The organism is Skermania sp. ID1734, assembly GCF_007489285.1.
Lineage (GTDB): Bacteria > Actinomycetota > Actinomycetes > Mycobacteriales > Mycobacteriaceae > ID1734.
The window spans coordinates 45019-58637 of the sequence record NZ_VLIY01000010.1 but is presented as its reverse complement, the minus strand read 5'-3'; the positions used below and the strand labels follow the sequence as shown (position 1 = coordinate 58637).

The window sequence follows — 13619 nt, the reverse complement described above, 5'->3', positions numbered from 1 at the left end:
TCTCGTGTACTTGACTCAGACCCTCCACCGCAATGTCCAGCAGGACCCGACCGCAATCGCCACCATTTACGGCGATCGAGTGCGTACTCGGGCTGAATCGATCGACCGGATCGCGCGACTCGGCAGTGCGCTGCGCAACCTCGGGGTGCGGGCAGGTGACCGAGTCGGCGCCCTGGCGCTCAACTCCGACCGTTACCACGAGTTCTACCTCGGCGTGCCATGGATCGGCGCGGCGATCACCCCGGTCAACACCCGGTGGAGCGCCGCCGAGATCGCCTACTCGCTACGCGACTCCGACACCCGCGTCCTTCTGGTCGACGACGCTTTCGTCGACGTGATACCGGCGCTGCGGGAGTCGTTTCCGTCGCTGGAGACGGTCATCTTCATGGGCGACAAACAAACCCCTGAGGGCATGCTCGACTACGAGACCCTGATTTCGGAGAGCGAACCGGTCGAGGACACGCGCACCGGTGGGGACGCCCTGGCGGGCATCTTCTATACCGGTGGCACCACCGGCGATCCCAAGGGCGTGATGCTCAGTCACAACGCGATGTGCACCTCAGCTCTGGGCGCGCTGGCCACCGGGCATATGGTCACCCCCGGCGGACGCATGCTGCACATCGCGCCGATGTTCCACCTCGCCGACATCGCTTTGTGGACCGTCGGCAATGTCATGGGCAGCACCCACGTCTTCGTACCCTCCTTCACCGTGGACGGCATGCTCCAGTCCGTCGACGAGCACCGGGTCACCGACGCGCTGCTGGTGCCCACGATGGTGCAGATGGTGGTCGACGCCCCGCAGTTGAAGGACTACGACGTCACCAGCTTGCGTCGCATCCTCTACGGTGCCTCCCCCATGTCGGAGGCGGTGCTCGAACGCGCCGCCGAGGCGTTCCCTTCGGTCGAGTTCACCCAGGCCTACGGAATGACCGAACTGGCGCCGATCGCGACGCTGCTTTCGCCGGCCGACCATCAGGATTGGACGCTGCGGCGCTCTGCAGGCCGCGCCGCGCCGCACACCGAAGTCCGCATTGTCGACGAGAACGACGTCGAGGTGCCCCGTGGCACGGTCGGGGAGATCATCGTGCGCGGCGACAACGTCATGCTGGGCTACTGGAACAAACCGGAGGCCACCGCTGACGCGGTGCGCAACGGTTGGATGCATACCGGTGACGGTGGCTATATGAACGACGCCGGCTATGTCTTCGTGGTCGACCGGATGAAGGACATGATCATCACCGGTGGCGAGAACGTGTACTCGGCGGAAGTCGAAAACGCCGTGTCCAAGCATCCGGCTGTCGCACAAGTGGCGGTCATCGGTGTGCCGGACCCGAACTGGGGCGAGCGGGTGCACGCCGTCGTGGTGCTCCGCGACGGACATAGCGTCGAGGCCGAGGAGCTGCGTGCGCATTGCAAGGAACTCATCGCGAACTACAAGGTGCCGCGCAGCGCAGAATTCGTATCAGAACTGCCGATATCCGGGGCTGGGAAGATCCTGAAGAAGGAACTGCGCAAGAAGTATTGGGACAAGGCCGGGTCGGGCGTGTCCTGAAGGGCCTTAACCTGCACCTGCTTGGTGCCCTCGGTGAGACTCGAACTCACACTGGACGGGTTTTGAATCCGTTTCCTCTGCCAATTGGGATACGAGGGCATGGCGCGGCGGCGCGCCGGTACACCACTGTAGAGAATGCGCCCGCGCAGTCAACCACCGGTACCCTTGCATATCGCGTGTGTTCGGCTTCGCGCCGATGATCTAGAGGGGACGAGGCAAATGACCGCTGCAGAAGGTGTTGGGGCTGCCACCAAGGCCGGCAAAGGACCGCGGCGCGTCGTTATCGCCGAAGACGAAACCCTGATCCGGATGGACCTGGCCGAGATGCTCGCCGAAGAGGGCTACGAGGTGGTCGGGGAGGCCGGCGACGGTCAGCACGCCGTCGATCTCGCCGAAGAACAGCGTCCGGATCTCGTCATCATGGACGTGAAGATGCCGCGTCGCGACGGTATCGACGCGGCCGCCGAGATTGCGTCGAAGCGAATTGCGCCTGTTGTCATCCTGACGGCCTTCAGCCAGCGTGACCTGGTCGAACGCGCCCGTGACGCTGGCGCTATGGCCTACCTAGTCAAGCCGTTCTCCAAGACCGATCTGGTCCCGGCCATCGAGTTGGCGGCCAGCCGATTCTCCGAGCTCACCGCCCTCGAGGACGAGGTACGCGGCCTGAACGACCGCCTGGAGACCCGCAAGCTGGTCGAGCGCGCCAAGGGCATTTTGATGCGCAAGCAAGGCCTCAGCGAACCGCAAGCGTTCAAGTGGATTCAGCGCACCGCCATGGATCGCCGCACCACGATGAAGGCGGTCGCCGAGGTCGTCCTGGACAACCTCGGTACCGACTGACGCCGGACGAGTTCGGCCGAAGCGGGACCTGTCGGTATGTGTTTCTAGACTCGACTGCGTGAGCCCAGCCACCGCCACCGGTCCGCGGTCGACAAGTTCGACCACCCCCGTCGCAGAACCCGCCCAGCCGACTCTGATGCTGCTCGACGGCCACTCACTGGCATATCGAGCGTTCTTTGCGTTGCCGGCGGAGAACTTCAAGACGCAAAGCGGCCAGACCACCAACGCGGTCTACGGGTTCACGGCCATGCTCATCAACATCCTGCGCGACGAGCAGCCCACCCACATCGCCGCTGCGTTCGACGTGTCGCGGCAGACGTTCCGGTCGGAGGCTTATCCGGAGTACAAGGCCAACCGCAGCCGCACCCCGGACGAGTTCAACGGCCAGGTCGAGCTCACCAAAGATGTGTTGGGTGCCTTGGGAATTCCGGTGATGGCGCTGTCGGGCTATGAGGCCGATGACATCATCGCCACACTCACCACCCAAGCCGTGCCGATGGGCTTCAAAGTCCTAGTGGTCACCGGTGACCGGGATTCCATCCAACTGGTCAACGAGAATGTCACGGTCCTCTACCCGCGCAAGGGCGTTTCGGACCTCACCCGATTCACTCCCGAAGAGGTGTTCAGCAAGTACGGACTGACGCCGACGCAGTACCCCGACTACGCGGCGCTGCGCGGCGACCCGAGCGACAACCTGCCCGGCATCCCGGGCGTCGGGGAAAAGACCGCGGCCAAGTGGATTCGCGAATTCGGTGACCTGAATGCGCTGGTGGACCGCGTCGACGAGGTGCGCGGCAAGGTCGGCGACGCGCTGCGCGCAAACCTGTCGAGCGTGTTGCTCAACCGCCAGCTCACCGAGATGGTCCGTGACGTGCCGCTGCCGTACACACCGGATCAACTCGAACACGGCGCGTGGGACCGCGATCGCATCCACCGACTCTTCGACGACCTCGAGTTCCGTGTGCTACGGGACCGACTCTTCGAGACACTTGCGTCCGCGGAACCTGAAGCCGACGAGGGTTTCGAAATCAGCGGCGGTGCCATCAGCCCGGGATTACTCGCAGACTGGTTGAAAGCCCACGGGAGTTCCGGTCGGCGCAACGGACTTTCGGTGGTGGGGTCCGGTGTCCCATACGGCGGGGACGCGACGGCGATCGCGATCGCGGCGGCCGATGGTGAGGGTGGCTACGTCGACCTGACCGCGCTGACCCCGGAGGACGAGCGGGCGCTCGGCACGTGGCTGGCCGACCCGGAACAACCCAAGGCTTTGCACGAGGCGAAGGCTGCGATGCACGCCCTGCGTGGTCGCGGATGGACGCTCGCCGGGCTCACCACCGACACGGCGCTTGCCGCATATCTGGTGCGGCCCGGACAACGGACGTTCAACCTCGACGACTTGTCCTTGCGCTACCTCAAACGTGAGTTGCGCGTCGAGAAATCCGAGCAGGGGCAGCTCTCGCTGTTCGATGACGATGACCAGTTGCGCGCCGAAACCGCCGAGACCGAGATTCTGCGATCGCGTGCAGTCGCCGATCTCGGTGACGCGCTGGACACCGAACTCGACGAGATCGAATCCAAGCCGCTGTTGTCCGACATGGAACTGCCGCTGTCCGCCGTTCTCGCGGACATCGAGTCGTTCGGCATTGCCGTCGACATCGATCACCTCGAAGCGCTGCAATCCCGATTCGCCGCCGAGATCCGTGACGCCGCCGAGGCCGCCTACAGCGTGATCGGTGAGCAGATCAATCTGGGGTCGCCGAAGCAGTTGCAGGTGGTGCTGTTCGAAAAGCTGAACATGCCCAAGACCAAGCGCACGAAAACCGGTTACACCACCGACGCCGACGCGCTGCAAGGCTTGTTCGAGAAGAACCCGCACCCGTTTCTCGAACACCTCCTGCGGCACCGGGACGTCACCCGGCTCAAGGTGACCGTCGACGGCCTGCTCAAGGCGGTCGCCGACGACGGCCGGATCCACACGACGTTCAACCAGACCATCGCCGCGACCGGTCGGTTGTCGTCGACCGAACCGAACCTGCAGAACATTCCGATTCGGACCGACGCCGGCCGCGAGATTCGCGACGGCTTCGTGGTCGGCCCGGGTTACGACATGCTGATGACCGCCGACTACAGCCAGATCGAAATGCGGATCATGGCTCACCTATCCGGCGACGAGGGGCTCATCGAAGCGTTCAACACGGGGGAGGACCTGCACAACTTCGTTGCGTCCAAAGCCTTTTCGCTGCCGATCGACCAAGTGACGCCGGAACTGCGCCGCCGGGTCAAGGCCATGTCCTACGGCCTCGCGTACGGCCTGAGCGCCTATGGACTCTCGACACAGCTGAAGATCACCACCGAAGAAGCCAAAGACCAGATGGAGACGTACTTCGCGCGCTTCGGCGGAGTCCGCGATTACCTGCGCGAGGCTGTCGACCAGGCCCGCAAAGTGGGTTACACGTCCACGCTGTTCGGCCGGCGCCGCTACCTGCCGGATCTCACGAGCGACAACCGGATGCGACGCGAGTCAGCCGAGCGGATGGCGTTGAACGCGCCGATTCAGGGCACCGCAGCCGACATCATCAAGGTCGCGATGATCAACGTGCACAAGGCGCTGGCCGAAGCCGGACTACGGTCGCGCATGCTGCTGCAGATCCACGACGAATTGGTGTTCGAGGTGGTCGCCGACGAGCGCGAAGCCGTTGAGGCGCTCGTGCGCGACAAGATGGCCTCGGCGATTTCGATGTCGGTGCCGCTGGAGGTGTCGGTGGGCACCGGACGCAGTTGGGATTCCGCGGCGCACTAGGCGCCGCGGCACCGACAAACTACTTGGCCCCGTCCTGCTGACTGGCGATTTGCTCGCGCACTTTCTCCATGTCGAGGCCCTTGACCTGGGTGACCAGGTCCTCAAGGGAGGCGGGTGGCAACGCGCCGGGCTGTGCGTAGACGAGCACACCTTCGCGGAACGCCATGATCGTCGGGATGGACCGGATGTTGGCCGCAGCCGCGAGACCCTGCTCGGCCTCGGTGTCCACCTTCGCGTGCACCACGTCGGGGTGCTTGTCCGAGGACTGTTCAAACGTCGGTGCGAAGCTGCGGCACGGCCCGCACCAGGAAGCCCAGAAGTCGACCAGCACGATGTCGTTGCTGGTGACGACCTCGTCGAAGTTGTCCTGGGTCAGGGTCATGGTTGCCACGGTGGTCCCTTTCGGTTGTCGTATCGGGCTGCGACATGCGTTCCAACGCTCGTCGAGCCGCGTTTCTTCCGGTGAACCGCCAGGCTCAGCCGGAGGCGATCAGCCATTCTCGGCGATTTTCGCCATCCCAGCGCCGGATACCCACGACGCTACCGGCCATGTCCCGCGCGCGCAGGACCGTGCTTACCGCTGGGCCGATCTGCTCCGGCCCGACGCGGCGCGCGAGCGTGATGTGCGGTGTCCACTCACCGGGTGCGGTGTGCGCGGCTACCCCGCGGCTGGTGCGAACAAGTTCGTAGATCTGGCGGTGCAATTGCAATAAGGCTTCGGACGGCACGACCAACCGCACAAGGATCGCGCGGTGTCCGCCGAACACCACCACACCGCCGAGCCGGACGGGGATGGGGGAGAACTCCAGCGACCGCTCCAATGCGCGGTCCACCCGTGGCCAGATCTCGTCAGCCACCGCGGCGGTGATATGCGGGCGGTTGGTTTCGGCCTGGTTGCGGGCGAGGCTCGGTAGCCCGGCCCGGGCGAGCGCCTGCCACTGGGCGCGAATCTTCGCGTCGGTGGCGTCGTCGAGCAGCAATTCCACCGACTGCACCATGATCAGCAATGATGGTCCGGTGAGTGCTCAGCGAACAAGCGGCGGAGTGCGACTCGGGCTCATCGAGGGTGACGGCATCGGTCCCGAGATCGTCGACGCGACCCGTCGGGTGGTCGACGAGGCGCTGTCGGTCGTCAGTGCCGATCCGGTGCGGTGGGTCCCTTTGCCGTTGGGGCACAAGGCAATAGCCGAGCATGGGGTTCCGGTGCCGGACTTCACCCTCGATCAACTCGAGGAGTTGCCAGGCTGGGTGATGGGCCCGCACGACAGCGCGTCGTACCCGGCGCAGGTGCGCGGCAAGGCGCCCGGCGCCATCATCCGCAAGCGCTTCGACCTGTTCGCCAACATTCGGCCGGCGCGGGCCTTCCGTGGGGTGCGCGCGGTGACGCCCGGCATGGACCTCGTGATCGTGCGGGAAAACAGCGAAGGCCTGTACGGCGACCGGAACATGTATGCGGGGGCGGGGGAGTTCATGCCGACGCCGGATGTCGCCATGTCAGTTGGTGTCGTCACAAGAACCGCGTGTGAACGCATCGCGCACATGGCCTGTCGGCTCGCAAAGGATCGGCGCAAACGGGTGACCGTTGTGCACAAGGCCAACGTTCTTACCCTCACTACCGGGTTGTTTCTCAACGTCTGCCGGGAGGTGGCGCAGCACTACCCGGACGTCGCTGTCGACGACGAGCACGTTGACGCGATGGCCGCGCACCTCGTCCGCCGCGGCGACACGTTCGACGTGGTGGTGACCGAGAATCTGTTCGGGGACATCCTGTCGGACCTGGCTGGCGAGCTCAGTGGGTCGCTCGGTCTGGCCGCGTCGCTGAACTGTTCGGAGAATCGGGCGATGGCCCAGGCCGCGCACGGGGCTGCGCCAGACATCGCCGGACACAATCGAGCCAACCCGACCGCACTGATGCTCTCGGCCGCGATGCTGCTGCGCTGGCTGGCCGAACACGGTCACGGTGCGTCGCTCGGTTTGGCGGCGAAGCGCATCGAGCACTCGATTAGCGAAACATTCGCAGCCGGTGTCGCGACGGCAGACCTCGGCGGAAGGGCGTCGACGAGTGAATTCACTGAGCGCGTGCTCGCCCAGTTGCGGCGGCTATAAGTTGCACTGAACCAACGACAGGGGAGGCTGCCGTGGCAATGGATTCCACGTTCGTTCGCTGCGCGGCGATCACGGTCACCGCCGCAGTGGCGACCATGCTGACCGGCTGTGTGACCAACAACGAGGACGCCGCCACGATCCCGAAGGTCAACGTCAATGTATCCAAGGTCAATTCCATCGCTGCGGTACTGCCGACGGAGATCAGGGACTCTGGCAAGCTCGTAATCGGCGTGAATATTCCTTACGCGCCAGACGAATTCAAGGACTCCGCCGGCAACATCGTCGGGTTCGACGTCGACTTGATGAATGCGGTCAGCAAGGTGCTCGGCGTGACGCCGGACTACGTCGAGTCGGACTTCGACAAGATCATTCCGGCCATTCAGGCCGACACCTATGACATGGGGATGTCCTCGTTCACGGATTCGGCGGAGCGGGAAAAATCCGTCGACTTCACTACATATTTCCGCGCCGGTGTGCAGTGGGCCCAACGTCCAAGCAAACCGGTAAACCCGAACGACGCCTGTGGCAAAAAGGTCGCCGTGCAGACCACCACCGTCGAGGACACCGACGATGTGCCCGATCGCAGCGCTAGATGCGTCGCCGCCGGCAAGCCGCCGATTGACAAGGTCAAATTTGATCGGCAGGACGATGCGACGACGGCGCTGATTCTCGGCAAGGTGGATGCGATGTCAGCGGACTCGCCGGTCACCGCGTACGCGATCAAACGCAGCGGCGGGAGGATCGAGGCGGCCGGTCCGATTTTCGATTCCGCGCCCTACGGGTGGCCGGTCGCCAAAGGCTCGACGCTAGCCAGAGCACTGCAACAGGCGCTACAGCACCTGATCGACGACGGCACGTACAAGACCATCGCGACCGCGTGGGGAGTGCAGCAGGGCATGATCGTCAAGTCCGAAATCAACGGCGCCACACAGTAAGAGAGGTCAACGGTGACCGAGGTCAGCACCCGCACGACTGAGCCGGCAGCAATCGAGGCAGTACCGTTGCGACGGCCGGGACGATGGATTGCGGCGGCTGTCGTCGTGATCCTGGCTGGGCTGTTCGTCTATGGCGCCGCGACCAATGCGGCCTACGGTTGGGACATTTACGGCCGCTACCTGTTCGACCGCAGGATCTCCGCTGGTGCCTGGCGCACAATAGAATTGACGGTACTGGCCATGGCGATCGCCATCGGGCTCGGCATTCTGCTGGCCGTGATGCGCCTCTCGCCGAATCCAGTGCTGCGCTGGGCAAGCTGGGTGTATCTGTGGATCTTCCGCGGCACCCCGGTGTATGTGCAGCTGGTGTTCTGGGGCCTGTTTCCGTCGCTGTACAAGACGATCACCCTGGGCGTGCCGTTCGGACCACAGCTGGCGCACTTCGATATTCAGGACCTCGACGCCGCCTTCTTTTTTGCGATGATCGGGCTGGGGCTCAACGAAGCGGCATATATGGCCGAGATCGTTCGCGCGGGAATCAATTCCGTCAGCGAAGGTCAGACCGAGGCGTCTATGGCGCTCGGCATGTCATGGTCGCTGACGATGCGCCGCACCGTGTTGCCGCAGGCGATGCGGGTGATCATTCCGCCTACCGGCAACGAACTCATCAGCATGCTCAAGACCACGACCCTGGTTACCGCCGTGCCCTACAGCAAGGAACTCTACGGCGTCGCTCGCGACATCTCCGGCGTGAACTTCGAGCCAATTCCGTTGCTGCTGGTTGCCGCAACCTGGTATTTGGCCATCACCAGCGTGCTCATGGTCGGCCAGTACTATCTGGAACGCTATTACTCCAAGGGCATTTCGCGCCGACTCACCACAAAACAGTTGCAGGCCCTGGCCGATGCGCAGGGTGAGCACCAATGACGCCGATGGTGCAAGCCGAACAGGTCTGCAAGAACTTCGGGGCATTGCAGGTGCTGAAGGGCATCACGCTGCAGGTCGAGCGCGGTCAGGTGCTGTGTCTGGTCGGTCCGTCCGGCTCGGGGAAGTCGACGTTTCTGCGGTGCATCAACCACCTCGAGCAGGTGAACGCCGGGCGGCTGTACGTCGACGGCGAACTGGTCGGCTACGCGGAACGCAACGGCAAGCTCTATGAATTGCATCCGCGCGTGGCCGCCCGCCAGCGCCGCGACATCGGCATGGTGTTCCAGCACTTCAACCTCTTTCCGCACCGCACGGCGCTGGAGAATGTGATCGAGGCGCCCGTCCATGTGAAGCGGGTCCCGAAGGACAAGGCAGTGCGGCATGCTCGGGAGCTGCTGGATCGAGTCGGCTTGGCGGACAAGGCCGATGCCTACCCCGCGCAGCTCTCTGGCGGTCAACAGCAGCGTGTTGCGATCGCCCGTGCGCTGGCGATGGAGCCGAAGCTCATGTTGTTCGACGAGCCGACGTCGGCACTGGACCCGGAGCTCGTCGGCGAAGTTCTGCGGGTCATGCGCGAGCTTGCGCGCGAAGGGATGACCATGGTCGTCGTCACCCACGAAATGGGATTCGCCCGCGAGGTCGCCGATCAATTGGTCTTCATGGACGGTGGTGTCGTCGTAGAAGCGGGGGATCCGCGTGCGGTGCTGTCCAATCCGCGGCACGAGCGCACGCAGGCCTTCTTGTCCAAACTTCTCTGACTAGCTATCGTCGTGATATCACTTCGATAGCTAGGAGCTGAGATGGAGCGTCGTGCCCTGCGGGTGAACGGGTTTGTGGTGCTGGGCCTGTGGGTTCTCGTGGCGATCGCGATCGGCGTTGCCGCCGGGGTCACCCAGAGCCCGGTCGCGGCAATCGTCGCGGTGGTGGTTGGGGTGATCCTCGTGCTGACCGCGACGGGTTTCGTGATCATCAACCCGAACGAGGCCAAGGTCGTGCAGTTCTTCGGCCGTTACGTCGGGTCGGTGAGTGACGCCGGCTTCCAGTGGGTGGTGCCGCTGAGCACCAAGCGGCGAATCAGCCTGCGGGTACGCAACTTCGAGACCGCCAAGCTGAAGGTCAACGACGCCGATGGCAACCCGGTGGAAATCGCGGCTGTGGTGGTCTACAAGGTCACCGACACTGGCAAGGCGGCGTTCGCCGTGGACGACTACGAGCTGTACGTGGCCATTCAGTCCGAAGCGGCGGTGCGCCACCTCGCCACCACGCATCCGTACGACTCGCACGACAACGAGCGGACCAGCCTGCGCGACGGCGCTGAGGTCGCCAGCGAGCTCACCATCGAACTGCGTGAGCGCACGGAAACCGCGGGTGTGGAGGTCATCGAGGCGCGGATCACGCACCTGGCGTACGCACCGGAGATTGCGCAGGCCATGTTGGTGCGCCAGCAAGCCTCCCAGGTGGTGGCGGCCCGCTCGCGGATCGTCGAGGGCGCGGTCGGCATGGTGGGCATGGCGTTGGACAAGCTGGCCGAACAGGGCGTGGTCGAACTCGACGAGGAACGCAAGGCGTCGATGGTGTCGAATCTGCTGGTGGTGCTGTGTGGCGACCGGGCGACGCAGCCGGTGGTCAACACGGGAACGCTCTACGCCTGAGCTCGTGGTCGATCGAAAGAAACTGCTGCTGCGGCTGGATCCGGCCGTCTACGACGCGATGGCGAAGTGGGCGGCCGACGATCTACGCAGCGTCAACGCGCAGATCGAATACGCGCTGCGGCGGGCGTTGGACGAGGCGGGGCGCAAGATTCGGTGAGTGTTCGCGGCTCCAGTGCACACTTCGCGTTTCGCGCACGGGGAGCGAACTGCTCAGTCGAAACGCGAAACTAGGGCAGCTGGCACACAAAGATGGCCGTCCCCGGAAACAGCTCGCCGCGCAGCGGCGACCACTGCCCCCATTCCCGGTCGAACCCCTCGGGCCACTCCGGTTCGATGATGTCGAGCAACCGAAACCCGGCGCCGACGATCTCGCGCACCCGGTCGCCGATGGTGCGGTGGTGCTCCACGTAGGTGGGGACGCCATCGGCGTCGACCTCCACATACGGTGTCCGGTCGAAGTACGGAATGGTCGCGGTCAAACCGGCCGGGCCGGGGTCGTCGGGAAAAATCCAGCGGATCGGGTGGTTCACGGCGAAGACCCAGCGTCCGCCCGGTCGCAGCACCCGGGCGACCTCCCGCATCACGCCGGCCGAGTCGGCCACAAAGGGGATCGCGCCGAAGGCCGAGCACGCCGCGTCGAAGCTCGCGTCTGCAAAAGGCAACGCCTCGGCGTTCGCCTGGACCAACGGCACACCTCCGGCGCCGAATGCAAGCATCCGCATGGAGATGTCGATGCCCACCGGCGAGGCACCGTGGGCCGCGAGCCAACGGGAGCAGGGCGCCGAACCGCACCCGACCTCCAGGATCCGCTTGCCGACGACGGGCCCCAGAAGTTCCACATCCTCCTCGTGCAGACCTTCGGGGCACCAGACGAACTCGCCCTCGGCGGTATCGACGCCGAGAAACTCGCCGTGGGTGCGGTGATAATCGGCCGCATCGGCGTCCCACCAGGCCCGGCTGGCACGCGCACTGGCCTGCGAATCGAGTGTGCGCCGATCCACACCGACCGCGCCCAACAGGGCGTTTGCCTGCGCATGCCGGTCTTCGCGCGCATCGTGTGGTGGCTCCTCGACGGACATGCGCTTACGATAGATCTTTGGGCGCGTCCCGGTTTGCCCAGCTTGAACGGGGTCGCGTACCCTGATCCGCGCGAGTGTGATCGCGCTGCGCTGATGTTGGTCGCTGATTGTTGGTTGCTGGTGTTGGTTCAGAGCGCATGCCCGCGCAATGAACTGTCCATCTATCGACCCACAACCTGTCCGGAGCAACCCAACACATGCCCTCCACCACCGTCACCTCGCCGCAGGTAGCCGTCAACGACATCGGCTCCGCCGAGGACTTTCTCGCCGCCATCGACAAGACGATCAAGTACTTCAACGACGGAGACATCGTCGAAGGCACCATCGTCAAAGTCGATCGGGACGAGGTTCTGCTCGACATCGGTTACAAGACCGAAGGCGTCATCCCGTCTCGCGAACTCTCCATCAAGCACGATGTCGACCCGAACGAGGTCGTTTCCGTGGGCGATGAGGTCGAGGCCCTTGTTCTCACCAAGGAGGACAAGGAAGGCCGGCTGATCCTGTCGAAGAAGCGCGCGCAGTACGAGCGGGCGTGGGGCACCATCGAGGAGCTCAAGGAGAAGGACGAGGCCGTCAAGGGCACCGTCATCGAAGTTGTCAAGGGTGGTCTGATCCTGGACATCGGCCTGCGCGGCTTCCTGCCCGCGTCGCTGGTCGAGATGCGCCGGGTCCGTGACCTGCAGCCGTACGTCGGCAAGGAGATCGAAGCCAAGATCATCGAGCTCGACAAGAACCGCAACAACGTGGTGCTGTCGCGGCGGGCTTGGCTCGAGCAGACCCAGTCCGAGGTCCGCAGCGAGTTCCTGCACCAGCTGCAGAAGGGCCAGGTCCGCAAGGGTGTGGTCTCCTCGATCGTCAACTTCGGTGCGTTCGTCGACCTCGGCGGTGTCGACGGTCTGGTGCACGTCTCCGAGCTGTCCTGGAAGCACATCGACCACCCGAGCGAGGTTGTTCAGGTCGGCGACGAGGTCACCGTCGAGGTGCTCGACGTCGACATGGACCGCGAGCGCGTGTCGCTGTCGCTGAAGGCCACCCAGGAAGACCCGTGGCGTCAGTTCGCCCGCACCCACGCGATCGGCCAGATCGTGCCCGGCAAGGTCACCAAGCTGGTGCCGTTCGGCGCGTTCGTCCGCGTCGAGGAGGGGATCGAGGGCCTGGTGCACATCTCCGAGCTGGCCGAGCGCCACGTCGAGGTGCCGGACCAGGTCGTTGGCGTGGGCGACGACGCGATGGTCAAGGTCATCGACATCGACCTCGAGCGTCGCCGTATCTCGCTGAGTCTCAAGCAGGCCAACGAGGACTACCACGCCGACTTCGACCCGTCGAAGTACGGCATGGCCGACAGCTACGACGAGCAGGGCAACTACATCTTCCCCGAGGGCTTCGATCCCGAGACCAACGAATGGCTCGAGGGCTACGACAAGCAGCGGGAAGAGTGGGAGTCGCGCTACGCGGAGGCCGAGCGGCGCCACAAGATGCACACCGCGCAGATGGAGAAGATGGCCGCCGACGCCGCCGCCGAGGCCGCGGCCGGTGGTTCGGGCAACTACTCCTCGGAGAGCGCCGAGCGGGCCGAGACCGGCGCCGCCCCGACGGGTGGTTCGCTGGCCAGCGACGCCCAGCTCGCCGCGCTGCGTGAGAAGCTGTCCGGCAACAGCTAAATAGCGGACGAAAAGGTCCCGGGTCGCAAGAGCGCGGCCCGGGACCCTTTGTCTCGGTTGAAAACTG

Annotated in this window: 13 protein-coding genes and 1 tRNA gene; 10 read left to right on the top strand and 4 right to left on the bottom strand. The window is 64.6% G+C overall.

Translation table 11 applies throughout. The features are described 5' to 3' along the window. The first annotated feature begins 4 nt into the window (after positions 1-4). The gene (locus tag FOS14_RS13750) at positions 5-1552 is read left to right on the top strand and encodes a long-chain-fatty-acid--CoA ligase (protein WP_143771381.1); all 1548 of its coding nucleotides are present in this window, start codon (positions 5-7) and stop codon (positions 1550-1552) included. Between the two features lie 22 nt (positions 1553-1574). On the opposite strand, the gene FOS14_RS13745 is transcribed toward FOS14_RS13750, so the two are convergent. Further along, positions 1575-1651: transfer RNA gene (locus FOS14_RS13745), tRNA-Leu, on the bottom strand. 120 nt (positions 1652-1771) lie between these two features. Here FOS14_RS13745 and FOS14_RS13740 point away from each other — a divergent pair. Both FOS14_RS13740 and polA read left to right on the top strand, forming a co-directional pair. Next, positions 1772-2392 (top strand): ANTAR domain-containing response regulator, encoded by a 621-nt coding sequence (locus FOS14_RS13740; protein WP_143771380.1) that lies wholly within the window; start codon positions 1772-1774, stop codon positions 2390-2392. A 58-nt stretch (positions 2393-2450) separates the two neighbouring features. Next, positions 2451-5192 (top strand): DNA polymerase I, encoded by a 2742-nt coding sequence (polA, locus tag FOS14_RS13735; RefSeq protein ID WP_143771379.1) that lies wholly within the window; start codon positions 2451-2453, stop codon positions 5190-5192. A 19-nt stretch (positions 5193-5211) separates the two neighbouring features. Here polA and trxA read toward each other — a convergent pair whose 3' ends face one another. Further along, positions 5212-5583 carry a thioredoxin gene (trxA, locus tag FOS14_RS13730; protein WP_143771378.1) on the bottom strand — a complete coding sequence of 124 codons (372 nt, stop codon included), beginning with the start codon at positions 5581-5583 and terminating at the stop codon, positions 5212-5214. 85 nt (positions 5584-5668) lie between these two features. Continuing rightward, complete coding sequence (locus tag FOS14_RS13725) at positions 5669-6190, bottom strand: 2'-5' RNA ligase family protein (RefSeq protein ID WP_143771377.1); 522 nt, start codon at positions 6188-6190, stop codon at positions 5669-5671. Between FOS14_RS13725 and FOS14_RS13720 the strand changes: the two genes are divergently transcribed. From FOS14_RS13720 to FOS14_RS24755, 6 genes are read left to right on the top strand one after another with little or no spacing between them, the layout of a single operon-like run. Continuing rightward, positions 6189-7298 carry an isocitrate/isopropylmalate dehydrogenase family protein gene (locus FOS14_RS13720; protein ID WP_143771376.1) on the top strand — a complete coding sequence of 370 codons (1110 nt, stop codon included), beginning with the start codon at positions 6189-6191 and terminating at the stop codon, positions 7296-7298. The genes FOS14_RS13725 and FOS14_RS13720 overlap by 2 nt on opposite strands. A 38-nt stretch (positions 7299-7336) precedes the next feature. Further along, positions 7337-8233, top strand: coding sequence for an ABC transporter substrate-binding protein (locus FOS14_RS13715; RefSeq protein WP_143771522.1), 897 nt, complete (start codon positions 7337-7339; stop codon positions 8231-8233). 12 nt (positions 8234-8245) lie between these two features. Next, a complete protein-coding gene (locus FOS14_RS13710) occupies positions 8246-9160 on the top strand; it encodes an amino acid ABC transporter permease (RefSeq protein WP_143771375.1) in 915 nt (304 codons plus the stop codon). Then, positions 9157-9918: an amino acid ABC transporter ATP-binding protein gene (locus tag FOS14_RS13705; protein WP_143771374.1), complete on the top strand. Its 762-nt coding sequence runs from the start codon at positions 9157-9159 to the stop codon at positions 9916-9918. Before FOS14_RS13710 ends, FOS14_RS13705 begins: the two co-directional genes overlap by 4 nt. A gap of 42 nt (positions 9919-9960) precedes the next feature. Then, entirely contained in the window at positions 9961-10812 is an 852-nt protein-coding gene (locus FOS14_RS13700) for an SPFH domain-containing protein (RefSeq protein ID WP_143771373.1), read from the top strand. A 4-nt stretch (positions 10813-10816) separates the two neighbouring features. Further along, positions 10817-10969, top strand: a complete 153-nt coding sequence (locus FOS14_RS24755; RefSeq protein ID WP_185981766.1) for a hypothetical protein — start codon at positions 10817-10819, stop codon at positions 10967-10969. A 70-nt stretch (positions 10970-11039) separates the two neighbouring features. Here the strand turns inward: FOS14_RS24755 and FOS14_RS13695 are convergent, their stop codons facing one another. Then, entirely contained in the window at positions 11040-11891 is an 852-nt protein-coding gene (locus tag FOS14_RS13695) for a class I SAM-dependent methyltransferase (protein ID WP_143771372.1), read from the bottom strand. 197 nt (positions 11892-12088) lie between these two features. Between FOS14_RS13695 and rpsA the strand changes: the two genes are divergently transcribed. Further along, positions 12089-13552 (top strand): 30S ribosomal protein S1, encoded by a 1464-nt coding sequence (rpsA, locus tag FOS14_RS13690; protein WP_143771371.1) that lies wholly within the window; start codon positions 12089-12091, stop codon positions 13550-13552. Positions 13553-13619 lie beyond the last annotated feature (67 nt).

What these genes read in the sequence shown, in the direction of transcription:
- rpsA (WP_143771371.1), top strand. Translation starts at nt 12,089, where the DNA reads ATGCCCTCCACCACCGTCACCTCGCCGCAGGTAGCCGTCAACGACATC.
- FOS14_RS13695 (WP_143771372.1), bottom strand. Translation starts at nt 11,891, where the DNA reads ATGTCCGTCGAGGAGCCACCACACGATGCGCGCGAAGACCGGCATGCG.
- FOS14_RS13740 (WP_143771380.1), top strand. Translation starts at nt 1,772, where the DNA reads ATGACCGCTGCAGAAGGTGTTGGGGCTGCCACCAAGGCCGGCAAAGGA.
- FOS14_RS13725 (WP_143771377.1), bottom strand. Translation starts at nt 6,190, where the DNA reads ATGGTGCAGTCGGTGGAATTGCTGCTCGACGACGCCACCGACGCGAAG.
- FOS14_RS13720 (WP_143771376.1), top strand. Translation starts at nt 6,189, where the DNA reads ATGATCAGCAATGATGGTCCGGTGAGTGCTCAGCGAACAAGCGGCGGA.
- FOS14_RS13705 (WP_143771374.1), top strand. Translation starts at nt 9,157, where the DNA reads ATGACGCCGATGGTGCAAGCCGAACAGGTCTGCAAGAACTTCGGGGCA.
- FOS14_RS13715 (WP_143771522.1), top strand. Translation starts at nt 7,337, where the DNA reads ATGGATTCCACGTTCGTTCGCTGCGCGGCGATCACGGTCACCGCCGCA.
- FOS14_RS13700 (WP_143771373.1), top strand. Translation starts at nt 9,961, where the DNA reads ATGGAGCGTCGTGCCCTGCGGGTGAACGGGTTTGTGGTGCTGGGCCTG.